A 25,755-nucleotide genomic window follows, 5' to 3' on the forward strand; every position below is an offset into this window, starting at 1 on the left:
TCTTTTTTCTGAATTAATAGTTTGATGGGAGAGTAAGCTTAAATATGCGTAAAATAGCGATCAATACGATAGAAGAGGCTTTACAGGCCTTGATTCAGGGAAACAAAGCTTTTGTAGCGGCTCAAAAAAGCGGCAGTGTTTTAAAAGAAATAAAACCAATCTTTGCAGTAGACGGACAGCAGCCTTATGCGGTGGTGGTAACCTGTTCCGATTCCCGAGTACCGGCTGAGTACATATTTTCCGCCGGAATTGGGGATCTATTTGTGATTCGGACAGCAGGCCATGTGATTGGTGAATTTGAATTGGGAAGCATTGAGTACGGGGTAAAATACCTTGGCGCAAAAGTTGTACTGGTGCTTGGTCATAATCATTGCGGAGCGGTCAGAGCCGCCATGGGTAGCCATGGACATGATTATGTAAAAAAAATATTGGACGAGATCATTCCGGTTATTACCGGTGAAGAGGATGTCGAAATATGCGAAAAGCTGAACATTGAAAACAGCGTCCGTCGCATCATGGCTAGCGATCTGATTAAGAATGAGGCTGATGCCGGCCGCTTACACATTGCGGCGGCAAAATATGATATAGAAAGCGGCACGGTGGAATTTTTTTAAGAAAACAGCATGCATAATGACTGGCGCGACCGTAAGGTGGGTATCAAAACAATAGAATTAGAATCAATTCAAAGGGGGTTCGATATGAAATTGAAACGAACAATTCTGGCGGGATTATTAATTTCATCGTTAACACTGACGGGATGTCAATATTTGGGTAATCAGGGAAAGACCTTACCCAAGCCTGATGACAGCATTTTAGAGGCGTTTCAGGTTTCCATTGTCGAGCAGGGTAATGATTTTGGATTCCAGACATATAAGATGTTGGCAAATAACCAGGAAAACATGATGATTTCGCCAGTGAGTATTGGGATGGCACTGGATATGACCTACAACGGTGCAATCGGAGAAACCCAGGAGGCGATGGCTGAGGCGCTAAAAATTCAGGGGATCGAACTCAAAACGCTGAATCAGAATAATCAAGCCTTGTTATACATGTTAAGTAATGCAGATTCTAAAGTGACTCTGGACATTGCTAATTCGCTTTGGTTGCAGAAGGGTTTTGAATTGAACCCGGATTTCAGTGACCGGATTGAAGTCCATTATCTGGCAACGCTTCAGAGCCTTAATTTCAGTGATCCGAAGTCATCAGTGGTGATCAACAATTGGGTAGCAGAAAATACCCAGGGGATGATCAAAGAGATCGTTACGCCGCCGATTGATCCGGCAACCGTAATGTTTCTGATCAATGCGGTGTCCTTTAAAGGCGAGTGGACCAGTCCTTTCGATAAGGATCAGACCAGCGATCAGAGTTTTAAAATCGCCGATGATCAGATGGTGTCGGTGCCGATGATGTTTCAGAGCGGCTCCTTTGATTATTTAAAAACCGCTGACTTTCAAGCATTGCGGATGCCCTATGGAGAAAAAGACCGGCTTGCGATGTACCTGTTCCTGCCGAATGCCGACACGAATCTTGAACAATTTCAGATGCAGTTAAATCAAGCCAACTGGAAAAACTGGTTGACGCTTTTTGAAACCGGTGAAGGTAGCGTGATGCTACCCCGTTTTACCATGGAATATGAAAAATCGCTGAATCAGGTATTGTCTGATTTGGGGATGGGCATTGCTTTTGAAGCCGGTAAGGCTGATTTTTCTGATCTGGCGGCGGCTGAATCCGTTGGTCACGAACTCTATATCAGTGAGGTGAAACATAAGACCTATATTCAGGTCGACGAGGTGGGCACCGAAGCCGCCGCCGCAACCTCGGTGGAAATCGGGCTGACAAGTATGCCGGTTAATGATTTTGAATTAAAATTTGATCGTCCGTTTTTCTATGCCATTTCGGATAAAGAGACGGGAGCGATCCTTTTCATGGGTTCGGTCTGGGATCCGAGTAAATAGAAAAGCCGAAAAATTTGGCTGACAAGCACCAACAGGATTAAGATTAATTTCTTGATTCTGTTTTTTTTATGGTCGCAATTGTAATTTCTGTAATCGTATAAACAACGAAATTTGGCCAGATGCCTTGACAAAAAATATAATTGAACTATGATAAATAGGGACTACCTAACGATAGGTAGGTAAAAGAAGGAGTTAGCGAAATGGAAACAAAGCAAAAAATTATGAACTCAGCCTTCAGACTGTTTGCTGAAAAAGGAAATGAATTTTCACTGACGGAGGTGGCCAATGAAGTTGGTATCAAAAAAGCATCGATCTATGCTCACTTTGCCAGCAAAGAGGTGCTGCTTTATGAAGTGATCGATCAGGAGATTTATGAGTATTTTTTTGAGATCGACGAGAAGCGCCGAGATCTGAAAAGTACCTTTGATATGATATTGAATTATTACAGCCGCTCCAAAACGAAGCGATATTTTTGGAAACGGCTGCTGCTTTTTCCGCCAGCAGCTTTTGAAAAAACATTGATGCAAAAAATAAACAAGCTGACCGAGCGACGTTATGAAATTATCAGAAATCTGATCGAAGCGGACATGGAAGATGGAATCATCCGGCATCAGGCCACGGAAACCATTTTATATTCGTTTCTGGCAATGATTCATGGTTTGGTATCCATTACGATTATTTATGAATCTGAGGATCTGAAAATCAATCAGGATGAGATCTGGCAAAACTTTTGGAATGGGATTAAATAAGGAGACACAACATGTTAATTGCACTGCAAAATATCGGGGAACACAATAATTTATTTCTGGCGGCGGTGCTTCTTTATTTGATCGCCGCTGTCATCGCTCTGGCACTGACGAATCAACATAAACTATGCAACCTCGTGACCAACAGCATCTGTATGGTAGCGGCACTGATCGGGATCACAGCCGCAATCATAAGGCTTTCAACAGATGCTATTCTGGCACCGGTCACAATTCTTAAGTCCCAGATTCCCTTCTTGTTGCTGGAAATCAAAATTGATCATCTCTCAGCTTTTTTTGTTCTTTGTCTATCAGTTCTGGCGCTATGCGTTTCTATCTATTCCATCGGGTATAATGCCCACTACTATCAAAAAAGAAATGTTGGCTTTTTTAATTTTCTTTACGCCGCATTTATTATGTCCATGTTGATGGTGATCATTTCCGGAAATGCCATCTTTTTTTATTTGTCCTGGGAGGCGATGTCGCTGATTTCTTATTTCCTGGTTATTTTCGAGTCAGAACACGAAGAAAACCGGAGAGCCGGCCGATTATACATCATTATGACACATCTGGGCACCGCCTTTTTACTGATTGGCTTTATGATCATGTTTGCTTATACGCATTCCTTTGATATGTTTGGCAGTTCCGAACTGATCCCCGAAACGGCCAAAAATCTGATGTTTACTTGTTTCCTGATTGGCTTTGGGACTAAGGCCGGGGTTATTCCGCTCCATATCTGGCTGCCTTATGCCCATCCGGCGGCACCTAGCAATGTCTCCGCACTGATGTCGGGCTTTATGATTAAAACGGCGATCTACGGTTTGATCCGTTTTGTGCTTTGCTATCTGCAGGTTGAACAGCTGTGGTGGGGAGCAGTCATTCTGTGTATCGGTGTCATTTCGGCAGTGCTGGGGGTTGCCTACACCCTGATGGAGCATAATATCAAAAAACTTCTGGCTTTTTGCAGTGTTGAGAATATTGGCATCATTCTAATTGGCCTGGGGGTATCTTTTATTGCGGCGGCTCAAAACAACGATTTTCTGAGTAGTCTGGCGCTGGTGGCAACACTCCTACATACCTTCAATCATGCACTATTCAAAGGCGGGCTGTTTTTGGGGGCGGGATCCCTGCAATATGCAACCCACACCAAAGACATTGAAAAGCTGGGTGGATTGATTCACAAAATGCCCGTTACCGCCGTGCTGGTATTGTGCTTCTCCCTGGCAATTTCGGCCATTGTTCCCTTCAACGGCTTCATCAGTGAATGGCTGATTTATCAGGCCTTGTTTTTAAACATTAATATGGGTACGGCAGGACTGAATATTCTATCAATTTTATCGATCGCCGCATTGGCACTGTCCGGAGCTTTAGCGGCGGCCGCTTTTGTCAAACTGTTCGGAATTTCCTTTTTAGGGCTTCCCCGAAGTGACCATGCCGCCCAGGCAAAAGAGGTGCCGATAGTCATGAATATCGGCATGGGAATCCTCGCAGCGTTTTGTTTGATCATTGGGATTTTCCCAGCGTCTTTTGTGAAACTTGCCGATCGGGTTGCAGACAGCATTTTGGGGTCGTCCGTCGCCGAAACCCTGCAGCCTGGTTTTTTGTCAGCGACAGTGCCGCTCACCGTTTCAGGAAACAGCATTGCCCCGGGCGAAGTTCTAATTGCTTTGACGGTAGTGATTCTGGTGGTACTTCTGATGCTGCGGTTATTTTGGGGTAAATATCAAGCTCGGAAATACGGAACCTGGGATTGCGGATTTGAAAGCATCAATGCCCGAATGCAGTATACCGCCACCGGATTCTCTAAACCAATTCGGATCGTTTTGAGCATCTTGTACCGTCCCGGCAGAAAAGTTGTCATTGAAGAAGGGGAGTCGGATTATTTTCCTAAATCGGTTAAGTATAAAGTATGGACTGAATCGATTTTTGAGAAGTACTTGTACAGTCCGGTTATCCGGGTGTTAAAAAGCGGATCAGAAAAAATGATCTATCTGGTTCAGACGGGCAGCGTCCATGTTTACTTGTTGTATATTTTTATATCAATCCTGGCATTGATGTTTTATAACCGCGTGGTATAGGAAGGGATTCATCTATGAGTGATATGATATTATTTTTCATCGTTCAAACCGGTTTTGTTATTTTAGCGGCGCCGCTGGTCAACGGAATCATCAAAAAGATCAAAGCCTTGACCCAAAAAAGAACGGGTGCACCGCTACTGCAGATGTATTATGATTTATTTAAACTTTTCAAAAAAACAAGTGTGGTATCAGATGTGTCTTCCTGGATTTTTCGGGTCACACCCTACATTGTCTTAGCTACGGCGGTGGCGGCGGCGCTAATTGTTCCGGTCACGACCCTGATCAAACCGGTGTGGAATAGCGGTGATGTAATTCTGCTGGTCTACATTCTGGCGCTGGGCAGATTTTTTATGATGCTGGCGGCACTGGATACCGGAAGCACTTTCGGGGGAATGGGTGCCAGCCGAGAGGCGATGATTTCGGCACTGATTGAACCCTCGATTATGGTATCACTTCTTACCATCGGCTTGATTGCGAAATCAACATCGGTGTTTGAGATGATGACCTTTATGCAGACGGTTCACAATCCGTTGATTCATCCCGTTTATCTGATGATATTTTTTGCCCTGGTGATTATCATTATGGCAGAAACCGCCAGAATACCAGTGGATGATCCATCAACCCATCTTGAACTCACAATGGTTCATGAGGCGATGTTGCTGGAGTATTCAGGGAGAAGTCTGGCGTTAATGGAACTGGGAGCCGCCATCAAGCAGTTGGTTTTTATTACGTTGCTGGTTAATCTGTTTCTCCCCCATGATCAGCTTCTGGGAATCTCCGGCATTACTGCCATTGGGATATCACTGCTGATCTATTTGGGCAAGGTGGTTGCAACGGCAGTCCTGATCGCTATCGTGGAAGTCAGCACGGTTAAACTCAGACTGTTCAGTATTCCCAATCTGGCGGCCTTATCATTTATCCTGTCCTTTATCGGATTTCTGCAGTTTTTTGTGTTTGGAGGTTGACAATGACAAACTATCTTGATGCACTATCGGTATTATTATTGGTATCGGCCTTTATTCTGATGGGGAATAAAAGAACGGGATCTTACATCAAAACCTTTCAGTTTCAATCAGCACTGGTTGCTTTGTTAACCGGTATTATCGGAATAAACAGCTTTGCTGAAGAGGGACGTGTCGATGTTTTGATCATTGGCGCAATTGTCGTTGGCATTAAGGTGCTGTTTATTCCTTATCTATTGAAAAAAACCTACGCCAAGGTTGCCTACCGGGTTGAAAAAGACTTTTTTTTGAATATCCCACTGCTCATTATTATCTGCTGTTTCATTGTTGTTTTCTGCTATTATGTGCTTTCTGAAACAGCGGGAATCAACACGGGAATCATCAATAACCAGATGGTTAACTCCGTCTCACTGATCCTGATCGGCTTGTTTTTTATGATTAGCCGAAAAAAAGCGATTGGACAAATTGTCGGTTTTCTAGTGATCGAAAACGGTATTTTCGTGACCGCCTTGTTTGCCATTCAGGGGATGCCATTTATCGTGGATATCGGAATCCTGATGGATATTCTGGTGGCCGTGATCATTATGGGAATGATGGTATTTAGAATTGATGAAAAGTTTGGATCCATTAACGTTGACAAGATTAAAGATTTGAGAGGATAGAATAATGGGATATGTTTTACTCACGGTACCAATCCTGGCGGTTGTGCTGTTTTTTGCTTCAAAAACCAAGCAGCATCAGCATGTCATCAGTGTGGCCGCTTCCGTGATCATGGTGATTGCAGCCGGGGTTTTAACCGGTGAAATCCTCCAAGGCGATTTCGTTGAATACGTCGCCTGGGGTTGGTTTTTTCGAATGGATGCGTTAAGTGTCATCGTGATGGATATTGTCGTCATCATTGGTCTGATGACCAGCGTTTTTTCGGTCGGTTATCTGGAAAACGAAATCAGGCATGGTAAACTAACAACCGACAGAATGAGGGTTTATTATAGTTTAATGTATGCGTTCATCTTCACCATGCTACTGGCTTTGACGGTAAAGAACATCGGTATCATGTGGATTGCCATTGAGGCGACCACGCTGGCATCAGCCTTTCTGGTGGGTTTTTACAACGGCAAGGAAGCCATTGAAGCAGCCTGGAAATATATTATTATCTGTTCGGTGGGGATTGCCATTGCGCTGTTGGGGATCATTTTTCTGCAATTTTCATCACTTACCGTACTTGATAGTTCGCAGTTTCTCGATTGGCCAGCAATGATTGACCATGCGACGGAATTACAAGGGCCAACTTTAAGGCTGGCATTTATCTTTATTCTAGTTGGCTTTGGGACAAAAGCCGGTTTGGCACCGATGCATACATGGCTTCCCGATGCTCATAGTCAGGCGCCATCGCCAATCAGTACGCTGATGTCAGGGGTATTGCTAAATGGCGCCATGTATGGAATCATCCGGATTGTGGCAATTGTTAACCGCAGTTTTGGAAACAGCGAGTTTGTCGGCCGGATTCTGATCGCGGTGGGAATTTTATCGGTGGTGACGGCAGCGGTTTTTATTTTTTCCCAGAAAGACTACAAAAGGCTGCTGGCTTATTCAAGTATTGAGCACATGGGGATTATTGCCATCGCGATTGGATTTTTTACCCCGCTTTCAGTTTTCGGCGGGCTACTGCACATGATCAATCACTCGTTTACCAAGTCGATGCTGTTCCTGGCTACCGGAAATATCCTGCAAAAATACAATACCAGAGAGATTTCAAAAATCAGCGGACTGTTCAAAATGCTCCCGGTTACCGGTGTGGTTTTTCTGTTGGGCTTGTTTGCAATTGGCGGAACTCCACCTTTTAGTGTTTTTGCCAGTGAGATCGTGGTGATTTCGGCAATTTTCCAGGAACAGAATTTTTTTGTGGGAGGGTTGTTGATTCTACTGTTGGCGATCATTTTTACCGGCCTTGTCGTAACGCTGTTTAAAATGTTTTACGGAAAGGACATACCCAAAGAAATAGTGCCAGGAGAACAAAATATTCCCGGGGTGGTGGTGATCGCCGGACTGCTGGGAATGATCACCGTGATGGGGTTATTCATTCCCGACGAATTAAGAACATTGATCGATCAGGCGGTTAAAATTGTAATTGGAGGATAGACTATTGACAGTTATTGAAATAAATAAACAACTCATAAAAAAGTTTCCGGATGAGATGATCAAGACGATAAAAGACGATGGCAATGAACTGTACGTTGAAATTAATTCGGATAAAATTAGGGAGTTCAGTGGATACATCAATCAGGAAATGGGATATTCGTTGATTGCGATGTTTGCCAATGATGAAACGCCATTGATTGGCAAGTATGCCATCTATTATGTCTTTGCCGATCGTGTTTCAGGAGTCTTGCTGACTGTTAAAACGGCGATTGAACCGCAGCAAATGACGTTTAAATCGATTGCTCGCAAGGTTCATGCAGCAGCGCGATACGAACGCGAAATCAAGGATTTGTTTGGATTGAATCCGGTCGGACATCCAAACCCGAAGCGGTTGGTCTTTCACAGCAACTGGCCCCGGGATACTTTTCCCTTGCGCAAAGCCTATGATTTAAAACAACAGCCAGAATTTGCCAACGAAAAAATTAATTTCACTAAAGTGATCAGTGAGGGTGTCTATGAGATTCCGGTTGGTCCAGTTCATGCCGGTATCATCGAACCCGGCCACTTCAGATTCAGCGTCGCCGGCGAACCAATTATTAATCTGGAGGCACAATTATATTTTGTTCATAAAGGCATCGAAAAAATGTGTGAGGGCGAGAGTATTGAAAAAGGCCTCTTTGTGGCCGAGCGCATTTCAGGAGATGAGAGTTTTACCAATTCCTATAGCTATTGTCAGGCGATTGAAAAGATTGCGGGGGTAAAAATCCCGGAACGGGCGGAGTATATCCGGGTTATTTTTGCCGAGTTGGAACGACTGACCAGCCATCTGGGCGATCTGGGCGGGATTTGTCTGGATGTAGCCTATGGGTTTGCCGCCTATCAGTTCAGAATGATGCGCGGCTGGGTCTATGCCATCGCCGACGAACTCTGTGGGATGCGCTTTTTAAGAGGGGTGAACCGGCTTGGCGGGGTTAGAAAAGACTTCGTGGCAGGGAAAGAGGCGTCTCTGATTGGGCAGCTTAAAAAAATCCGCTCGGAACTTGAAGAGACGGAAACGATCATAAAATCCAACAGTCTTTTTATTGATCGAGTCGAAAATACCGGTATCCTCAGTGCCCGCATTGCGGCGGACTTAAATGCAGTAGGGCCACCGGCTCGGGCGGTTGGCATCGGATGGGATGTGCGAAAGAGTTTTCCCAACAGTGCGTATAACCAACTTATATTTGCGATTCCGGAGCATTATAATGGCGACGTCAACTGCCGGATGAATGTAAAAATCGAGGAATGTTATCAGGCCATTGATTTAATGCTGGCAGCCATTGACAGCATGCCAGGCGGTTCGATCAGGGAAGCGATTATAACGGTAAAACCCTATCAGTTTGCCTTTGGCATCACAGAGGCGCCTCGGGGAGAAAATATCCACTGGGTGATGACCGGGGAAAACAATACCATTTATCGCTATAAAATTAGAACCCCTTCATTTTGCAACTGGCCGGTGCTCTGTCATGCGGTCAAAGGCAATCTGGTGCCAGATTTTCCGCTGATCAACAAGAGTTTTAATTTGTCCTATGCAGGCAATGATTTATAAGGAGAGACAATGTTCAATACCATTAAAAAGATAATCAAGTATCCGAATCTGACCCAGAATTATCCCAGGATACCCCTTCCGGTTCTGCCGAAAACCGGTAAACCTGTCATTGACATGGAAAAATGCACCGGCTGCGGCGAGTGTCTGAGACGATGCCCGTCTCAGGCCATCGTCAGGGATGAAAAAACGGACGCTTTGGGAATAAATCTCGATACCTGTGTATTTTGCACCCTCTGTGAAGAAATCTGCCCCGCGGGAGCAATTGAAATGACCAATCAGATTGAACTGGCGGAGAACCTGCGAACGGAGCTTAGAAGCAGCACCCTCGTCGTCAAAGAAGATCAGGAAATTGCCATGCCCTATGAGGCAATCTGTGACAAACTTGTCAAGCAGATCGGAAAGACATTTGGCAGAAGCTTAAATATTAGAGAGGTAGACGCCGGATCCTGCAATGGCTGTGATTACGAAATTAACGCCCTGAACAACCCCTTTAATGATGTGGAAAGATTGGGAATGCATTTTGTCGCTTCGCCCCGGCATGCCGATATGCTGTTGGTGACGGGAACGGCCAGCAGAAATATGCAACTGGCATTGATTAAGACCTATAATGCCACCCCGGATCCCAAATTGGTTGTTGCCGTTGGCGCCTGCGCCTGTAGCGGCGGCATCTTCAGAGATTCATATGCTACCAGCAACGGGATTGATGGCATTGTCCCGGTTGATGTCTATATACCAGGATGTCCCCCCCGCCCCCAGGCAATCCTTTACGGTATTTTGAAGGCGATTGAAAAGGGCTAAAAGATAACGGTTGGTGAGTAAAGCAACACGGTTAAGTCAGAAGAAAACCTTAATTCTGTGAAAAAAAGTTGTAATTTATCTGGATTAAAAGTAAGATAAACAGTGAATGTGATCCCGACGGTGCAGCAGGACAAGTTATCATCAAAGGATCACGTGAGACATTACTTTTATGCAAAAGAGAGGGAAAAATGGGATTTTTGGAAATTTTAAAAGCAATCCTGCTGGGGATTGTGGAAGGTGTAACCGAGTGGTTGCCAATTAGCAGTACCGGACACATGATCTTGGTGGATGACGTTATTAAACTCAATATGTCGGAGCCATTCATCGAAATGTTTTTGTATGTGATTCAATTAGGGGCAATTTTAGCAGTTGTTTATATCAATTGGCATAAGCTGGTGCCGTTTTCCTTTAAAGATAAAAAAATAATGATCAGGAAAAACACCGTCATTCTCTGGTCAAAAATTGCGGTGGCCTGCATCCCGGGAATCTTAGCCTATTTACTGTTGGATAGCCTTTTCGATACCTACTTTATGAATTCAATCACCGTTGCGGCGATGCTGATTCTGTATGGGATTCTTTTTATCGTTGTTGAAAATTACAACAAAATGCGCCAACCGGAAATCGTCAAATTATCGCAGCTGACCTATAAGAAAGCCTTGCAGATTGGCGCCTTTCAGGCGCTGTCGATTGTACCGGGGACATCCCGTTCCGGGGTAACCATCCTGGGGGGGATGATTTTGGGAACATCCCGAACCGTGGCCGCCGAATTTACCTTCTTTATGGCCGTCCCAGTGATGTTTGGGATCAGTCTCTTAAAACTGATTAAATTCGGCTTTACCTTTACCGGCTGGGAAGTAGTTATTTTATTGGTGGGGATGATCGCCGCCTTTATTACCTCCATATTGGCAATTAAATTTTTAATGACCTATATCAAAAAGCATGACTTTAAAATCTTTGGCTGGTACCGCATCGTCTTGGGTGTGATCGTCCTGCTGTATTTCTTTATCACCGGCAATTAGTCCGATTTAAAATTTCACCTATATTGAAAGGAAGAAAAAATGATTAAGATTGATCAGGAAAAATGTATTGGCTGTGGCGCCTGTGTTGATGATTGTTTCCCCAATGATATTGTTTTAAAAGAGGATAAGGCGGCACCACTAAATCGAACATGCATAAAGTGCGGACACTGCATTGCTATCTGCCCGGTTGATGCGGTGACTCTAAGCGATTATGATATGGCTGAGGTTAAAGAATATCAGGCGGACTGCTTTGATATCACACCAGATAACCTGCTGAATTATATTAAGTTCAGACGTTCGGTACGTCAGTTTACAGATCAACCCATTGAGAAGGATAAAATTGAACAGATTATTGAAGCAGGACGCTTTACCCCAACCGGTAGCAATAGTCAGAATGTTTCATATATTGTGGTTCAGGATGAGATACAGAAGCTGACCGGACTGGGACTTGAAGGCCTGAATAAAATGGGGAAAAATATTTTAGCAGATAAACAAAACAAAAATACATTATTTAAGTATTATGCAAAACGCTGGATGAAAATGTATGAAGATTATTTGGCCGATCCCGAATTACCGACAAGTCTTTTTTTCAAAGCCAAGGGCTTGATTTTAGTGGTTTCTGATGCGCCAATAAATGGTGGATTAGCGGCCAACTCGATGGAATTGATGACCCATGCCCAGGGATTGGGCATGTTTTATAGTGGTTTCTTTGTCAGGGCAGCTTATGGCAATCCCAAAATCAAAGCCTTCTTGGGTATTGATGAAAGCAAAGAAGTGATCGCCTGTCTGGTAATGGGATACCCCGATGTTAAATACCAAAGAACCGTGCCCCGAAAAAAACCGGAAGTATCCTGGCGCTAAGACCATCAGTCTACGGTAACAGAGTTTAAACGCGAGGTGAAAGATGGCTTATCTGGAATTCCGAAATATTCATTTGAAATTTGATGAGCGACTGATTTTTTCAGGCTTTAATCTGGCCATCGAGCAATCTGAAAAAGTCCTTTTTTGTGCCCCTTCGGGTCGCGGAAAGACCAGCCTGGTTAAAATGCTGCTGGGCTTTGTGGTGCCGGATCAGGGTGAAATTTCGGTGGCGGGGGTTACCCTGACCGGTGAAACAGTGAATAGTATTCGCAGCAAGATTACCTATGTGAGCCAGGATGCTGATATTCCCAAAGGGATTGTCAGCGAAGTTTTTGCAGCTGTTTTTAAATTTCAGGTGAACCGTCGTTTGAACTATCAGGAAACGGTTTTGAGCGACTGGCTGGAAACCATGTCGCTGCCGCAAGATACGCTGGGAAAAAATGTCGACGCTCTGTCCGGGGGTGAACGGCAGCGGCTGGCCTTGATTTTAGGGATTCTGCTGGATCGCGACATCTGGATTCTAGATGAAATCACCACCGGACTGGATCATACCCTGAAGATACAAATTGTAGAACTTCTCTTGGGCTATGACAAAACCATTTTAGTGGTTTCCCACGATGATATTTATCTGAATCGGGGATTAAGAGAGGTGTCCTGGTAATGGCCGCACAGGAAATAAGTTCATATGCCCTCCTTTAGTTGTTGGTTTTTATCATTCCGATTGTGATTATTAATTATAAAATGGGGATTGGGCTGAATAAACGTCTTATTTACGCCTTGTTTCGAATGACGATCCAATTGATTTTAGTGGGTTTGTTTTTGCAATATATTTTTATCTTAAACAATCCGTGGATAAATTCAGCCTATATCTTTTTTATGATTGGAGCAGCGGGGATATCCACGGTTAAAACTTGTGGATTAACCATGAAAAATCAGTTGATCCCGATTGCCCTGGGTTTTGGGGTTCCGAATTTTATTATGATTCTCTTTATCAATCAATTTATTATTGGTTTGGATAATGTCTTTAATGCTCAATATTATATCCCCCTGATGGGAATGCTTTTGGGGAACAGCTTAAGTGGTAATATTATTGGTATCAACACCTTCTACAGCGGATTAAAACAAAATGAACGGGAGTACCACTACCGGCTGGCATTATCTGCCAATCAGTGGGAGTCAACCCTGCCCTGGTATAAGGAAGCCATTACCGCCTGTATGAATCCGATGATCGCATCAGTTGAAACCATTGGTTTAGTATCCCTGCCGGGAATGATGACGGGGCAGATTTTGAGTGGCTCGATGCCGATGACCACGATTGCCTATCAAATCGTAATCATGGCAGGAATTTTGATTACCCGGTATTTCGGGATTCATTTTTCGATCATCTTAACAAGAAGAAAGGCATTCGATGCCTATGATCGTTTAAAAATATAGGTTTTTCCGGCTGTTGCGCAAAATATTCCCGTTAGTCAAATAATTAGTTCATTTATTTCCACCGTTCTTCGTGATAGAATGTAAAAACATTGAATCCGTTTAAAAATCGCGAGGTAGCAGATGTCCTATAGAGATTTAACACCCAGTACCGTCATTGAATATATCAAAACAGCCACGGATATTTTTCCAGCTGAAGCCAGGCTTGAGGTTTATGAGGTTGGTGGCGGGGAAGACGATGGGGATGGCTTTGTCAACCACATTTACCGGGTCTGGGATGAAACCGGAAAGTCGGTTATTCTCAAACAGGCCAAACCCTACCTAAAACTATTTGGTGAAGGGGTACCACTGACTGCCAAGCGTAACCAGCTGGAATCCGAAATCATCAAGTTGAGATCCGCCATTACACCAGAGTATCTGCCGGAAATGTATCACCTCGATCCCGACAACAATCTTTTTATTTATGAGGATTGCGGACGGCTGAAGATTATGCGTTTTGAATTGACCAAGGGCAAACGGTTTCCTAAATTTCCCGAACAGATGGGCGAATTTCTGGCTAAATCGAATTTCTATACATCCGAGATATATTTGGATCAGATGGCCCATAAGATGCTGGAATGCAAATTTATGAATCCCGAGATGCGGGTGATTATGGAAACGATCCTGTTTTTGCGGGAGTCTTTTATTGAAGGCGAAGTCGATTTACCGGCAGGGGATCCCAATCATCTGGCCATGAGCGATCTGCTTTGGGAAAAACGGGAACTGCGGGTTGAACTGCTGAAGCTGCGGGGCATTTTCATGAAGAAAAGCGAATGTCTGGTTCATGGCGACCTGCATACCTCCAACATTATGATCGCCGAAAACGAGATGAAAATTATCGATATGGAATATCCGTTTATGGGGCCATCCTCATCCGATACCGGCTATCTGGTCGGAAATCTGGTTTATGAGTATATTGCCTGGTTCCACCATGAAGAAGGCACCAAAGCGTCCCGGAAAGCCTATCGTCAGGAAATGCTGGGCTATATCAGCGGTTTGATCACCGAATATCAGCGAGTATATACCGCCTGCTGGGATCAGGATGCCAAGCCGATGTATCGCGAGTATACCGAGTATCGGGATGATTTGCTGCGAACCTATATTAAAGAGGTCTGCGGCTTCACCGGTTGCCAGATTGTTAGTCGGGTGGGTGGAATTGTACCACTGCCGGATTTTGATGTACTCAAGAATCCGGTTAGCCGGAACTGTGCCCGGCGGCTGTCGTTGCTAATTGCAGATGCGCTGATTATGAAGCGGGAAGAAATGGAATCGGTAGAAGACATTATTTCGTTAATTGAAACCATTACCTATCGCTATTTTGACGTGATGAAAGCGTTAAAAAACCGGAGTATGAGCAGTGAATAAAACCTGAATACAAAAAACTCAAGTGATTTTCTCGCTTGAGTTTTTTGTTTGCGGAAATGTCGGTAGCGGGAATGTTTATTTCTACAGAAATGTGGTAGAATAATAGTACGAAAATAGGTTGGAACGAACACAGAAATCTTTTTTTTAAAAAAAAGGAGGGCTAAGCGAAACACAGGGGTTAATTAAAAGACCGGACGGGTAAGTGAAAGCATGACTGAAATCGGTTGCAAAATAAATCAACCGGTCAAGCTGCGGTTAAGTATTTAGGATAACATGCAGAAATGGGATTCCATCTATTCGCGTAAAAAATTATCATTCAGGAGGAAAAAGTCATGAAAAAAAATAAATTAACGCTATATCTTTTGGCCATAACCATTATGTTGGTTTCAGTACTTTTTATGGGGGCAAGCTGCAGTTCAACCACGGCCAATGTCAGCAATGCCGTGATGACAACGGGAGTGGATGACAGTTCCATGCCGATTGACAAGGTCACCGCATTTCCGGTAAATACTGATGTCTATGTAGCTGCCGAATTACACAACGCCCCAGATGACACGGATATTACCTTTATCTGGTATTTAGAAGGACAGGAAGTAGATTCCGTTACCATCAATAATGGTGATGTCAGCGATGCTCCGCTATGGGGAATTCTTCCGGCCGAGTTGGTCACCACACCGGGTAATTATGCCGTCGAAATTTATATTGATGACCGCGAAAAACCAGATACCGTCACCGAATTCATCGTTAAATAAAGCTGTAGCGAAGGAGGAGTTAATCGAACGATGGAAAAAAATAAAATAATCGCCAGTATCGCCAGACAATATGAAGAGATTGGAATTCTTCACAAAATTGGTGGGGAAACGGATATATCAGTGGATCAGGAATTACTGGATGCCAAACACCCGACTGGAAAAGTGAAAATCCATTATGAAAATCTGATTCTATTGAGCGAAAAAGATAAAACCATCTATTTTTGGGAGCTGACCAAAGAAATCAAAAGTGGCTTCTCATTCGGATTCAGCAGTGAAAGCTTTTCTCAAAGCGGAGCAACTCTGTCCCGGAAAGTTAAGGCAGTTCAATATACCGTTAATGGAAAAGCCTATGAATATGAATTTGATCTGGGGCAACTGAACAAGATTGTTAAGACGGCTGCCAAAGAAAACGGTTGGAAATTCAAGGTGGTTCTGTCGAAGAAAAAAGCATTATATTAAGAGCATTATATTAAAATAAAAGAAGCGCAGGGCAACCTGCGCTTTTATGATGTTCTTAAAATGCGGCATCAGACAATTCATACGGTGTTTCCTGATAAACGTAGTAATTCAGCCAGTTACTGAATAACAGGTTGGCATGGCCCCGCCAGCGTACCACCGGGGGTTGGGTGGGGTCATCATTGGGGTAGTAGTTGATCGGGACATTAATCGGTTTGCCCTGAGAAACATCCCGGTCATATTCGCCTTTTAATGTTTCCGGGTCATATTCACTATGGCCGGTGACAAAAATCTGCCGGCCGTTGTGAGCCATGGCGATATAGACACCGGCATCGTTGGACGCGGCCATGACTTCCAGATCCGGGTGGGCATCAATGAGTTCCCGGTGAATCCCGGTGTGACGGGAATGGGGAACATAGAAGGTGTCATCAAAGCCCCTAAAGAGTTTGACATAGCTGTGTTCCAGATGGTGTTCAAAAACACCAAAGGCTTTTTCCGGTAATAAATATTTTTGGATCCCATAATGATAATAAAGACCAGCTTGAGCACCCCAGCAGATATGCAGGGTGGAAAAGACGTTAGTTTGGCTCCAGTCCATAATCTCGGTGAGCTCATCCCAGTAGTCCACTTCTTCAAATTCCAGGGTTTCAATGGGGGCTCCGGTGATAATGAGTCCATCAAAACGTTGTTCCTTAACATCTTCAAAATAGCAATAAAAAGAGCCCAGGTGTTCGGACGAGGTATTTTTACTTTCATAGGTTTTGGTTTGCAGCAGGGTCACTTCAATTTGCAGTGGCGTATTTCCCAACAACCGCAAAAGCTGGGTTTCGGTCGAAATTTTGGTCGGCATCAGGTTGAGGATGGCGATTTTTAAAGGGCGGATGTCCTGATGACTGGCGCGGTCGGCATCCATCACAAAGATGTTTTCATTGGTCAGAATTTGACTGGCGGGTAGGCTATTGGGTATTTTGATTGGCATGTGTTCACCTCCGGGTGATTGCTTAAAAACTAAAGGGCTTTGGTTAAGGCCTGATCCAGATCAGCCAGGATATCGTCGCTGTGTTCTAGACCGATCGATAAACGGATCATATCTTCGGTAATGCCGGCGGCAATCAGATCGTCTCCGGAAAGTTGCTGATGGGTGGTGGTGGCCGGATGGATTACCAGCGATTTGGCATCGGCGACGTTGGCCAGATGGGTAAACAGGGTCAGGCTGTCAATGAATTTCCGGGCGGCTGCGATGCCCCCCTTGATGCCAAAGGTGAAAATTGAGCCAGGCCCTTTTTTAAAATACGCTTCGGAAAGCGCCTTGTAAGGGTTGTCAGGCAGAGTGGGGTAGTTCACCCAGGTAACTTGAGGATGATCGCTTAAAAAAGTGACCACTTTCTGGGTGTTTTCGAGATGTCGATCCAGTCGCAACGAGAGGGTTTCCAGACCCTGTAACAGCAGGAAGGCATTAAAGGGGCTGATGCAGGCGCCGGTATCCCGCAGCAATTGAACCCGGGCTTTGACAATGAAGGCCGCTGCGCCGATATCGGTGGCGTAGGTAATGCCGTGATAGCTGGCGTCCGGAGTGGTGAACACCGGGAAGCGGCCGCTGCCAGCCCAGTCAAAGGTGCCGCCGTCAACGATAATGCCGCCGATGGTGGTGCCGTGTCCGCCAATAAATTTGGTGGCTGAATAAACGACGATGTCGGCACCAAAATCCAGCGGTCTGAATAAGTAGGGGGTGGCAAAGGTATTGTCGACGATCAGCGGCACACCGTTGTCATGGGCGATTTGGGCCACTGCTTTGACATCGACAATATTAATGGCGGGATTCCCTAAGGATTCGATATAAATGGCCTTGGTATTTTCGTTGATAGCAGTTCGAAAATTTTCAGGGTCATCCGGGTTAACGAAGGTTGTTTTAATGCCGAGCCGGGGCAGTGTAGCACTTAAGAGATTATAGGTGCCGCCATAAAGGGTGGATGCGGCAACCAGTTCATCACCAGTGCCGGCTATATTTAGAATCGTTGCGGTAATGGCGGCCGAGCCGGAAGCAAAGGCCAGGGCGCCAACGCCGCCTTCTAAAAGAGCCATCCGTTCTTCCAGAACACTGGTGGTGGGGTTCATAATTCGGGTATAAATATTGCCTGGTTCTTCCAAGCCAAAAAGCCGTTGGGCATGTTCGCTGTTGTCAAAAACATAAGAGGTGGTCTGATAAATGGGGACAGCAACCGCATGGGTGGTGGGATCAGGGGTTTGACCGCCATGGAGTTGAAGGGTTTCAAATTTTCGGGTATCTTTCATAATCGTATCTCCTTGCAACGTTATTGATAAATTACATATCATTCCAGTAGGAATTATAAGCAATATAACATAGACGACCGGATTTTGTCAATACGTAAAGTAAAGAATAAAAAATTAACAATTAATCAAAACTATTTGTTTGACATTAATAAAAATTAAGTCTATAATAAACCAAAATACACGTTGCCGTTCAACTAGGTTGTGGAGAAATTTATTTTCTTGTGTTAATGTGTCCTGAGAGGAATATCATGGAAGAGTTAAGAAGAAACTTAAATGAATATTATTACGTTAACACCCAAAGCTATTGGTTCTTTAGCTTTGGTTACTTTGCGTGCAATAAATTAAGTTCCTTTGAGAATCCCAACCCATGATAAATTTTTAGCGATACAAGTGTATTGAATAAAAGTTGATTTTTAGGAGGCTTCTTAGGAAGCCTCCTTTTTTTTTCGCAAGGCAAAGGCCAAAGATCATGCTAGCAATTTGGTGGCAGCTTGCGAATTACCGGAAATCAATAGACCGGTTTCCGGTGGTCTTCGGTGCACAGAAGATAAAAAACTGCGTGGTCAGTGAGTAAAAATAATGGAGGAAGAAATGATAATAGTAGTTAAACCCAACACCAAAGAAGAAGATATTCAGAGATTAATCAAGATGATTGAAACTCAGGGATTAAACATTCATTATTCAAAAGGTGTGGATCACACCATTCTAGGAATAGTAGGGGATACAACCTTGGCTGATGTGGAAAAAATTCGTTCGAATCGTATTGTGGAGAATGTACTCAGAGTTCAGGAACCTTATAAAAAGGCTAATCGTCTATTTCATCCCGATGACACCATAATTAATGTCAAAGGCCGAAAAGTCGGCGAAGGAACCATCACTGTGATCGCCGGGCCCTGTTCGGTAGAAAGTGAAGAACAGATTGTCTCGATTGCCAAAAGTGTCAAAGAATCCGGAGCTACTTTTTTGCGGGGCGGGGCCTTCAAACCACGAACCTCGCCATATGCTTTCCAGGGCTTAGGATACGAAGGACTGGAGCTGTTGAAAATAGCCAGAAAAGAAACTGGACTGCCGATTGTCAGCGAGCTGATGTCACTGGAACATCTGGCGGCCTTTGAAGATGTGGATGTTATCCAGGTAGGCGCCAGAAATATGCAAAACTTTGATTTGCTCCGGGAATTGGGTAAAATTGACAAACCGATCCTGCTAAAACGGGGGATGTCATCGACGATGCAGGAATTTCTGATGTCGGCCGAATACATCATGAAAGAAGGAAATGATAAGGTCATCTTGTGTGAGCGAGGGATCCGAACCTTTGAAACTGCCACCCGTAATACCCTGGATATCAGCTGTATTCCAGTACTCAAACAGAAAAGTCATTTACCCATTATTATTGACCCCAGCCATGCTACCGGGCTGTCCTGGACGGTTGAAGCATTGACGAAGGCTGCCATTGCCGCCGGTGCCGATGGCGTGATGATTGAGGTTCATAATAATCCCGAAGAAGCTCTTTGCGATGGCGAACAGTCGATTACCCCGGAACAATTCCACAAAATCATGATTACCGTCAAAAAATACGCCGAATTTGAGAACAAGGTGATGTAATGAAAAAACGAGAAGATTCCATCGTTGGCTTTATCGGCCTGGGTCTGATGGGCGGTGCGCTGGCCATGGGACTCAGGAAGCAGGGGCCTCGGGAAATCTGGGGCTATGATTTAAAGCCGACGGTAATCGAAACCGCCCTGGCTCAGGGCGTAATTGATGAAGGCGTCTGGGATTCGGCGGGGCTTCAAAAAATGCTGCCCCAGTGCGATCTGGTTTTTATCTGTCTGACCCCGATGGATACCCTGGCTTTTTTAGCCCTTTATATGGAAGACTTTAAACCGGGAGCGATTGTCACAGATATTATCGGGGTTAAAGAAGTGGTCTTTAAAAACCTCGGGAATCTGTTGCGCAAAGATATTGATTATATTCCCGGACATCCGATGGCCGGCAGTGAAAAAGAAGGGTTCGGCGGGGCTGATGATCGCATTTTTAAAAATCGGAATTATATTCTGACCCCCTTACCCTCCAATCAACCGGAAAACATTCAATTGATCCGGGACATTGTTACCGATTTGGGATTTAATCATATTGTCGAAACCACCACTGAAATCCACGACGAAAAAATAGCCTTTACATCCCAGCTCTGTCATGTAATTGCGGCAGCCTTAGTGGATTGCGAGGATGATCTCTCGATTACCGATTTTGAGGGTGGTAGTTTTGGCGATCTGACCCGGATTGCCATGATTAATGCGCCGATGTGGACCGAGCTGTTTATGTGCAATCGCAAAAATCTGCTCGATCAGATCGAGAAATTTGAGGCCAGTCTGGAAGCGATGAAAGAAATGATCCGCTTGGATGAAAAGGAAGAATTGATCACCCGGCTTAAATCGGTTCGCAAAAAACGAGTTGCCATGGGGGAGATTCGGGAGGCAAAGAACTTAAAAAACCTGTGAGTTTGCTTAAGAGATGCGCTGTGAAAACAGTTACATCAGTCTGAAAATGATTACTCTATTGACATAATATAATATGGGAGTATACTCTAGATAAAGAAACATTTTAAACCACGATTTTTAGTGGGAACAAAATGACGAGGGTAAAAGTTAAATAAAAACTTGGAGCAAAAATATCATGAAGTTATGTCATCTACCATCTATTGGTATGAGAAACATAAAAACGATGCTGGCTGTATTCATCTGTGTGGTCGTATTTGCGATCATGGGACCGGGGTTTAATCCACTGGTTGCAGCAATTGCAGCGGTGATTACGATGGGACCGAGCATTGAAAATTCCATTGAAACGGGTTGGAATCGAATATTGGGAACCGCCTTTGGAGGAGCAGCAGGGATGTTGGGCATTTTTGCCGCTAATTTAATCCCATATGAATTTGCTTATGTTTTCATCATTCCTTTGGGAATTATGGGATTGATTTATCTATGTAATAATATCAATAAGTCTGGAGCCATCGTTATTACCTGTGTGGTGTTTCTCATTCTGATGACCACCTATCCCCGTGATGCGGGTATCTATATGCTGGCAATTTTAAGACTTCTGGAAACATCGTTTGGGATCATTGTGGCGTTCTTGATCAATCGCTTTATCAAAGTGCCGGAATGCGATGAAAAGTCAGCCGATGCGGAATCAGAAACGAAAAAAGAGCTGATCACCGTGGCAGAGAAGCCAGGTAGCAGCCGTAAAAAATTTAAAGTATCAAATATTCTGTATATGATATTCAAACCCTAGGTTTTACGTTTATTCTGGATTTTTGTGACGTCTGGACAAACTAAAATATAATTACCCCTCCCCTTAAAAAAGAGACCACCCTAATACCAGGAGGTCTTTTTTTAGTTGCATAAATTTATTTGAGATGGCCGATAACCGTCAGTTTATCGGTGAAGACGGTCGCCAGTCCGGGTAAGCCCGAAGGCTTGATGCTGGCAATTATGGTGGTTGCCGGGCCGGCAGAAGCCACTACATTCAGATCATTGGGGGCGGTTTGAAATTGGCGATGATAAATGGCAGCAAGATTGGTGGCCTCGTATAAAATCCCCTTGGAGCCGCAGGGGACGATCTCGTTAACAGCAGGATTTTTGGTTAAGGTTCGGAGATCCTGATAATCAGCGATTTCCGGATCGCCATCGACAACAAGGGCAGCACCGTATTTGGGTTTGCCGATGCAGATCACCACATCCCCAGATACTGATGGGGTAATGCGTAACCGCTTTGCCATACCCATCACAAAAATGCCAAAGCCGGTCATACAGGTTTTAAAATTTTCTTCAGTGGATCCATTAATCGGCAGATCCCCGATCCCGGCTCGCTCCAGTTCTTCCCGAATACCTTGGATCAAGGCTTCGCCGGTGGGGTGCATCTCCCCGACGATGGTGTTGGAAAGACCGATAATCTGGGCGCCACAGGCCAGCAATTCAAAAAGACACACCCGGGCGGCAAAAATGGAGATATATTTGGTCGGAACACATAACTCATCGCCAGGCTTTTCCCCGACGCCGCCGCTGCTGTCACAGGCAGTGACCAGGAGCGAATCGGGAAGTTCAATGACCGACAAGTCACGATACTGATAAGTTTTCATAAGATCCTCCTTTCGGGGCTGGGCGTTTAGTAATAGTCAAAGTGCCGTGGACTTGGCGCACTGTTTGGATATCGCCAAGCGGTTTTTAGCGGTAGTCCGTAGATGCCTGGGCTGAGGTTGCCGAAGACACCTGATTTTTAACCGACAGCGGTAACGCTTTAAAGACGAGGGCGGCGATCAGGGCATTGATTCCACCTACCAGCGCCAGGGGAAACATCATGGCAATGAGGCCGGGCCAGGTTAACATCGGAACTAACAGTGGCGAACAAAGTAACAGCAGGATCGGGCCGTTGCAGATGGCGGCAACGATAACGCTGACAATCAGGCCAACGATTTCATTAGCTGCCTTTTTAACAAAAGCATAAGTATACCAGGTGGCCACCATGATCAGTCCCATTCCCAGGCCAATGGCCAGGTGAACGGGCACGGTCATGGGGAATCCTGAGGTGAGTGCGGTTAAGAGATGACCGATAATAGCAATAATTGCGCCAGCCACAGGGCCCATCAGCAGGGTGCCTAAAAAAGCCGGAAGTGAATCGAAGGCAATCGTGCCAAAAACTTTTAACTGCGCACCTACAAAAGAGAGGGCAATTAAAAGCGCCATAAAGACGAGTTGTCGGGTGTTAATTTTCATTGGTTACTCCTTGTGATTTTATTATAAAGCATTTTATGGCGATAGAAAAGGTGAACTGATTCCAGTTTTAAACAAAAAAAGTTCACATCTTAAAAGATGTGAACTTTACCGTCGTCCAAATGGAATCATTTCTGGCAGGTCTCCTGAGTCAGCTTCAGCGCAGTTTGTCCCTTCCCGTGAGGTGGTGATGACAAGTGCTCAACTATACAGTGGTGGGTCCCTACAGGATTTTAACCTGTTTCCCTATTCTCCTTTTACAAGGCACCAAAAAAGCTTTATTTACTTGGGAGAATAATAGCACATCAGGGATCAATTTGTCAAATTGAATTTGACTGAGGCTAATAAGTATTGCTAAGGAAAAAGCGAAGTGGGAATTAACTAGCTTTGAATTGGGGGTAATTTCTGGTGGGGCTCAACCCCGAAAATAACAAGACAGATCGAAAATTCATGCCAAATATTCCAGCTATAATTCATTGTATTGAACCCGTGGAGTGTGATACAATACTGCACAAAATGATTAATACTAAGAGGTATAAAAATTGATTCTAATGATCGACAACTATGATTCTTTCACCTACAATTTAGTCCAGTATCTGGAAGGACTCAATGAAACGGTGATTGTAAAAAGAAATGATAAAATTACTCTGGACGAGATTGCCGAGATGGCACCGTCGATGATCGTTTTATCACCGGGGCCATGTACCCCCAACGAATCCGGCATCTGTCTGGATGTCGTGCATCGCTTTAAGGGCGAAATCCCGATCCTGGGTATTTGTCTGGGCCATCAGATCATCGGTCAGGCCTTTGGCTGTAAGATTACCAAAGCCCTGGAGCCGGTTCATGGTAAAGTTCATGCCATCGCCCACGACAATGCCGGCGTGTTTGATGGTCTTAATAATCCCCTGAAGGTGACGCGATACCATTCATTGGTGGTGGAAAATCACGAAATTCCCGAGTTTTTTGAAATTACTGCCCGAACTAATCAAAATGAAATCATGGGTCTGCGACATAAGGACTACCCTATTGAAGGCGTGCAGTTTCATCCCGAAGCGATTCTCACCGAAATGGGCATGGAATTATTGGACAACTTTTTTCAATCGACAAAAGAAAATGGTGCAAGATGCTAATACAAGAAATAAAAACCGACTTAACGAGTTTTGAAAGCTATCTTTTATTCAAAGATGAGCCCTACAGTTTCTTTCTGGACAGCGGCAGAGACCCGGACAGCCTGGGACGCTATTCATTTATCGGCGGGAATCCTTTTCTGGTCTTTACCAGTAAAGCGGATACCATTACCACTAAAACAAAAACCGCAACGAAAACGGTTACCGGAAATCCTTTTGATGAGCTGCAAAAATTATTAAAACAATATCAGATGGATTATCCATCACCGTTTCCTTTTATCGGCGGGGCAGTGGGTTATTTTTCCTATGACCTTTGTCATCATCTGGAAGAGTTTCCCCGCAGTGCTGTCGATGATGTGGGTATCCCCGATTGTTTTATGGGTTTCTACGATGGGATTGTGATAATCGATCATAAAGAAAATAAAACCTATGTCGCCGCCCTGGGAATTGAAGAAAATGAAGCGGATATTGTCAGCCGCTTAACCGCAAAATTTGTTGGCGATCCCAAGGTCGCCATCCGTTCGGATTTTAAGATCAATGAAAATGTCGAATTCCGGGGTAATTTCACCAAGCCGGAATATATGAAGGCACTGGATGCGGTTCACGAGTACATTTTAGCTGGGGATATTTATCAGACCAATCTGACCCAACGGTTTAACGCTGATTTACAGTTAAGCCCGTTGGAATTATACAGCGAACTGCGAAAAATCAACCCAGCTCCTTTTGCCAGCTATATCGATTTTGGCGAAGGACAGATTGTCTCCAGTTCACCAGAGCGTTTTATTCTGGTTCAGGGCCGCAATATTGAAACCCGACCGATTAAGGGCACCATGCCCCGGGGCAAAACTGCCGTGGAAGATGCCGCCAACTGCGAGACCCTGGTCAACAGCGAAAAGGATAAGGCGGAGCTGTTGATGATTGTCGATTTGGAGCGGAATGATCTCGGAAAAATCGCCAAAACCGGCACCGTCAAAGTACCGGAATTGTTTAAGCTGGAAACGTATCAGACCGTTTTTCATCTGGTCTCAACCGTTACGGCCGAATTAAAAGACAATCTCGATGCCATCGATTGTGTCAAAGCGACCTTCCCTGGCGGCTCGATTACCGGTGCACCGAAGATCCGGGCGATGGAGATTATTGACGAACTGGAGCCCACCCAACGAAATATTTATACCGGTTCGATTGGCTATATTGGTTTCAACGGCGATCTGGATCTCAATATCGTCATCCGCACGATTGTCTGCAAGGACGGCAAAGGCTATTTTCAGGTCGGCGGCGGGATCGTCTGGGATTCCGACAACGAGTCTGAGTATCAGGAAACCTTCGATAAGGGTCGCGCCCTGATGGATGCGTTGAAACGATATTAAAAATGGACTACGTCAGTTATAAC

25 protein-coding genes and 1 riboswitch are annotated in these 25,755 nt (G+C 44.6%); of the genes, 21 read left to right on the plus strand and 4 right to left on the minus strand.

Features of this window, described 5'->3' with window-relative positions:
• Positions 1 to 44: 44 nt before the first annotated feature.
• From Q7J41_RS09360 to Q7J41_RS09435, 16 genes are all read left to right on the plus strand, one after another.
• Positions 45 to 614, plus strand: a complete 570-nt coding sequence (locus Q7J41_RS09360; RefSeq protein WP_304887424.1) for a carbonic anhydrase — start codon at positions 45 to 47, stop codon at positions 612 to 614.
• A gap of 84 nt (positions 615 to 698) precedes the next feature.
• Positions 699 to 1,955: a serpin family protein gene (locus Q7J41_RS09365; protein ID WP_304887426.1), complete on the plus strand. Its 1,257-nt coding sequence runs from the start codon at positions 699 to 701 to the stop codon at positions 1,953 to 1,955.
• 200 nt (positions 1,956 to 2,155) lie between these two features.
• Complete coding sequence (locus Q7J41_RS09370) at positions 2,156 to 2,704, plus strand: TetR/AcrR family transcriptional regulator (RefSeq protein ID WP_304887428.1); 549 nt, start codon at positions 2,156 to 2,158, stop codon at positions 2,702 to 2,704.
• Between the two features lie 11 nt (positions 2,705 to 2,715).
• On the plus strand, positions 2,716 to 4,776 hold the full coding sequence (locus Q7J41_RS09375) for a proton-conducting transporter membrane subunit (protein ID WP_304887430.1): 2,061 nt from the start codon (positions 2,716 to 2,718) through the stop codon (positions 4,774 to 4,776).
• A 14-nt stretch (positions 4,777 to 4,790) separates the two neighbouring features.
• On the plus strand, positions 4,791 to 5,741 hold the full coding sequence (locus Q7J41_RS09380) for a respiratory chain complex I subunit 1 family protein (RefSeq protein WP_304887432.1): 951 nt from the start codon (positions 4,791 to 4,793) through the stop codon (positions 5,739 to 5,741).
• A 2-nt stretch (positions 5,742 to 5,743) separates the two neighbouring features.
• Positions 5,744 to 6,400 carry a hydrogenase gene (locus Q7J41_RS09385; protein WP_304887434.1) on the plus strand — a complete coding sequence of 219 codons (657 nt, stop codon included), beginning with the start codon at positions 5,744 to 5,746 and terminating at the stop codon, positions 6,398 to 6,400.
• 4 nt (positions 6,401 to 6,404) lie between these two features.
• On the plus strand, positions 6,405 to 7,877 hold the full coding sequence (locus Q7J41_RS09390) for a hydrogenase 4 subunit F (protein ID WP_304887435.1): 1,473 nt from the start codon (positions 6,405 to 6,407) through the stop codon (positions 7,875 to 7,877).
• A gap of 4 nt (positions 7,878 to 7,881) precedes the next feature.
• A complete protein-coding gene (locus tag Q7J41_RS09395; RefSeq protein ID WP_304887437.1) occupies positions 7,882 to 9,465 on the plus strand; it encodes an NADH-quinone oxidoreductase subunit C in 1,584 nt (527 codons plus the stop codon).
• Positions 9,466 to 9,474: 9 nt separating this feature from the next.
• Positions 9,475 to 10,263 carry an NADH-quinone oxidoreductase subunit NuoB gene (nuoB, locus tag Q7J41_RS09400; protein WP_304887439.1) on the plus strand — a complete coding sequence of 263 codons (789 nt, stop codon included), beginning with the start codon at positions 9,475 to 9,477 and terminating at the stop codon, positions 10,261 to 10,263.
• A 188-nt stretch (positions 10,264 to 10,451) separates the two neighbouring features.
• Complete coding sequence (locus Q7J41_RS09405; RefSeq protein ID WP_304887440.1) at positions 10,452 to 11,282, plus strand: undecaprenyl-diphosphate phosphatase; 831 nt, start codon at positions 10,452 to 10,454, stop codon at positions 11,280 to 11,282.
• 39 nt (positions 11,283 to 11,321) lie between these two features.
• Complete coding sequence (locus Q7J41_RS09410) at positions 11,322 to 12,143, plus strand: nitroreductase family protein (RefSeq protein WP_304887442.1); 822 nt, start codon at positions 11,322 to 11,324, stop codon at positions 12,141 to 12,143.
• A gap of 43 nt (positions 12,144 to 12,186) precedes the next feature.
• Positions 12,187 to 12,804, plus strand: coding sequence for an ATP-binding cassette domain-containing protein (locus tag Q7J41_RS09415; protein ID WP_304887443.1), 618 nt, complete (start codon positions 12,187 to 12,189; stop codon positions 12,802 to 12,804).
• A gap of 41 nt (positions 12,805 to 12,845) precedes the next feature.
• Entirely contained in the window at positions 12,846 to 13,577 is a 732-nt protein-coding gene (locus Q7J41_RS09420; RefSeq protein ID WP_304887560.1) for an ABC transporter permease, read from the plus strand.
• Between the two features lie 120 nt (positions 13,578 to 13,697).
• Complete coding sequence (gene mtnK / locus Q7J41_RS09425; RefSeq protein ID WP_304887444.1) at positions 13,698 to 14,978, plus strand: S-methyl-5-thioribose kinase; 1,281 nt, start codon at positions 13,698 to 13,700, stop codon at positions 14,976 to 14,978.
• Between the two features lie 332 nt (positions 14,979 to 15,310).
• On the plus strand, positions 15,311 to 15,730 hold the full coding sequence (locus tag Q7J41_RS09430) for a hypothetical protein (RefSeq protein WP_304887446.1): 420 nt from the start codon (positions 15,311 to 15,313) through the stop codon (positions 15,728 to 15,730).
• 30 nt (positions 15,731 to 15,760) lie between these two features.
• Positions 15,761 to 16,189, plus strand: a complete 429-nt coding sequence (locus Q7J41_RS09435; RefSeq protein ID WP_304887448.1) for a hypothetical protein — start codon at positions 15,761 to 15,763, stop codon at positions 16,187 to 16,189.
• 55 nt (positions 16,190 to 16,244) lie between these two features.
• Here Q7J41_RS09435 and metA read toward each other — a convergent pair whose 3' ends face one another.
• Together metA and Q7J41_RS09445 are read right to left on the minus strand one after the other, a co-directional pair.
• Complete coding sequence (gene metA / locus Q7J41_RS09440; RefSeq protein ID WP_304887450.1) at positions 16,245 to 17,165, minus strand: homoserine O-succinyltransferase; 921 nt, start codon at positions 17,163 to 17,165, stop codon at positions 16,245 to 16,247.
• A gap of 29 nt (positions 17,166 to 17,194) precedes the next feature.
• Complete coding sequence (locus tag Q7J41_RS09445; RefSeq protein ID WP_304887452.1) at positions 17,195 to 18,478, minus strand: O-acetylhomoserine aminocarboxypropyltransferase/cysteine synthase family protein; 1,284 nt, start codon at positions 18,476 to 18,478, stop codon at positions 17,195 to 17,197.
• Positions 18,479 to 19,069: 591 nt separating this feature from the next.
• Between Q7J41_RS09445 and aroF the strand changes: the two genes are divergently transcribed.
• The 3 genes from aroF (at position 19,070) to Q7J41_RS09460 (ending at position 21,760) form a co-directional block, all read left to right on the plus strand.
• Positions 19,070 to 20,080 carry a 3-deoxy-7-phosphoheptulonate synthase gene (gene aroF, locus Q7J41_RS09450; RefSeq protein ID WP_304887454.1) on the plus strand — a complete coding sequence of 337 codons (1,011 nt, stop codon included), beginning with the start codon at positions 19,070 to 19,072 and terminating at the stop codon, positions 20,078 to 20,080.
• A complete protein-coding gene (locus Q7J41_RS09455) occupies positions 20,080 to 20,973 on the plus strand; it encodes a prephenate dehydrogenase (protein WP_304887456.1) in 894 nt (297 codons plus the stop codon). The genes aroF and Q7J41_RS09455 overlap by 1 nt, the downstream gene beginning before the upstream one ends.
• A gap of 175 nt (positions 20,974 to 21,148) precedes the next feature.
• Positions 21,149 to 21,760, plus strand: a complete 612-nt coding sequence (locus Q7J41_RS09460) for an aromatic acid exporter family protein (protein ID WP_304887457.1) — start codon at positions 21,149 to 21,151, stop codon at positions 21,758 to 21,760.
• 115 nt (positions 21,761 to 21,875) lie between these two features.
• Here the strand turns inward: Q7J41_RS09460 and Q7J41_RS09465 are convergent, their stop codons facing one another.
• Both Q7J41_RS09465 and Q7J41_RS09470 read right to left on the minus strand, forming a co-directional pair.
• Positions 21,876 to 22,607 (minus strand): alpha-ribazole-5-phosphate synthase, encoded by a 732-nt coding sequence (locus Q7J41_RS09465; RefSeq protein WP_304887459.1) that lies wholly within the window; start codon positions 22,605 to 22,607, stop codon positions 21,876 to 21,878.
• Positions 22,608 to 22,692: 85 nt separating this feature from the next.
• The gene (locus Q7J41_RS09470; protein WP_304887461.1) at positions 22,693 to 23,241 is read right to left on the minus strand and encodes an ECF transporter S component; all 549 of its coding nucleotides are present in this window, start codon (positions 23,239 to 23,241) and stop codon (positions 22,693 to 22,695) included.
• A gap of 115 nt (positions 23,242 to 23,356) precedes the next feature.
• A riboswitch (cobalamin riboswitch) is annotated at positions 23,357 to 23,525 on the minus strand.
• A 255-nt stretch (positions 23,526 to 23,780) separates the two neighbouring features.
• On the opposite strand from Q7J41_RS09470, the gene Q7J41_RS09475 reads away from it, so the two are divergent.
• Complete coding sequence (locus Q7J41_RS09475) at positions 23,781 to 24,368, plus strand: aminodeoxychorismate/anthranilate synthase component II (RefSeq protein ID WP_304887463.1); 588 nt, start codon at positions 23,781 to 23,783, stop codon at positions 24,366 to 24,368.
• Positions 24,362 to 25,732, plus strand: coding sequence for an aminodeoxychorismate synthase component I (gene pabB, locus Q7J41_RS09480; RefSeq protein ID WP_304887465.1), 1,371 nt, complete (start codon positions 24,362 to 24,364; stop codon positions 25,730 to 25,732). The genes Q7J41_RS09475 and pabB overlap by 7 nt, the downstream gene beginning before the upstream one ends.
• Positions 25,733 to 25,755: the final 23 nt, after the last annotated feature.

This window comes from Acetobacterium sp. (assembly GCF_030652775.1).
Taxonomy (GTDB): domain Bacteria; phylum Bacillota; class Clostridia; order Eubacteriales; family Eubacteriaceae; genus Acetobacterium.

What these genes read in the sequence shown, in the direction of transcription:
- Q7J41_RS09405 (WP_304887440.1), top strand. Translation starts at nt 10,452, where the DNA reads ATGGGATTTTTGGAAATTTTAAAAGCAATCCTGCTGGGGATTGTGGAA.
- Q7J41_RS09410 (WP_304887442.1), top strand. Translation starts at nt 11,322, where the DNA reads ATGATTAAGATTGATCAGGAAAAATGTATTGGCTGTGGCGCCTGTGTT.
- pabB (WP_304887465.1), top strand. Translation starts at nt 24,362, where the DNA reads ATGCTAATACAAGAAATAAAAACCGACTTAACGAGTTTTGAAAGCTAT.
- Q7J41_RS09375 (WP_304887430.1), top strand. Translation starts at nt 2,716, where the DNA reads ATGTTAATTGCACTGCAAAATATCGGGGAACACAATAATTTATTTCTG.
- Q7J41_RS09415 (WP_304887443.1), top strand. Translation starts at nt 12,187, where the DNA reads ATGGCTTATCTGGAATTCCGAAATATTCATTTGAAATTTGATGAGCGA.
- Q7J41_RS09365 (WP_304887426.1), top strand. Translation starts at nt 699, where the DNA reads ATGAAATTGAAACGAACAATTCTGGCGGGATTATTAATTTCATCGTTA.
- mtnK (WP_304887444.1), top strand. Translation starts at nt 13,698, where the DNA reads ATGTCCTATAGAGATTTAACACCCAGTACCGTCATTGAATATATCAAA.
- Q7J41_RS09460 (WP_304887457.1), top strand. Translation starts at nt 21,149, where the DNA reads ATGAAGTTATGTCATCTACCATCTATTGGTATGAGAAACATAAAAACG.
- metA (WP_304887450.1), bottom strand. Translation starts at nt 17,165, where the DNA reads ATGCCAATCAAAATACCCAATAGCCTACCCGCCAGTCAAATTCTGACC.
- Q7J41_RS09445 (WP_304887452.1), bottom strand. Translation starts at nt 18,478, where the DNA reads ATGAAAGATACCCGAAAATTTGAAACCCTTCAACTCCATGGCGGTCAA.
- Q7J41_RS09470 (WP_304887461.1), bottom strand. Translation starts at nt 23,241, where the DNA reads ATGAAAATTAACACCCGACAACTCGTCTTTATGGCGCTTTTAATTGCC.
- Q7J41_RS09385 (WP_304887434.1), top strand. Translation starts at nt 5,744, where the DNA reads ATGACAAACTATCTTGATGCACTATCGGTATTATTATTGGTATCGGCC.
- Q7J41_RS09390 (WP_304887435.1), top strand. Translation starts at nt 6,405, where the DNA reads ATGGGATATGTTTTACTCACGGTACCAATCCTGGCGGTTGTGCTGTTT.
- Q7J41_RS09380 (WP_304887432.1), top strand. Translation starts at nt 4,791, where the DNA reads ATGAGTGATATGATATTATTTTTCATCGTTCAAACCGGTTTTGTTATT.
- Q7J41_RS09430 (WP_304887446.1), top strand. Translation starts at nt 15,311, where the DNA reads ATGAAAAAAAATAAATTAACGCTATATCTTTTGGCCATAACCATTATG.
- Q7J41_RS09435 (WP_304887448.1), top strand. Translation starts at nt 15,761, where the DNA reads ATGGAAAAAAATAAAATAATCGCCAGTATCGCCAGACAATATGAAGAG.
- aroF (WP_304887454.1), top strand. Translation starts at nt 19,070, where the DNA reads ATGATAATAGTAGTTAAACCCAACACCAAAGAAGAAGATATTCAGAGA.
- nuoB (WP_304887439.1), top strand. Translation starts at nt 9,475, where the DNA reads ATGTTCAATACCATTAAAAAGATAATCAAGTATCCGAATCTGACCCAG.
- Q7J41_RS09360 (WP_304887424.1), top strand. Translation starts at nt 45, where the DNA reads ATGCGTAAAATAGCGATCAATACGATAGAAGAGGCTTTACAGGCCTTG.
- Q7J41_RS09455 (WP_304887456.1), top strand. Translation starts at nt 20,080, where the DNA reads ATGAAAAAACGAGAAGATTCCATCGTTGGCTTTATCGGCCTGGGTCTG.
- Q7J41_RS09370 (WP_304887428.1), top strand. Translation starts at nt 2,156, where the DNA reads ATGGAAACAAAGCAAAAAATTATGAACTCAGCCTTCAGACTGTTTGCT.
- Q7J41_RS09465 (WP_304887459.1), bottom strand. Translation starts at nt 22,607, where the DNA reads ATGAAAACTTATCAGTATCGTGACTTGTCGGTCATTGAACTTCCCGAT.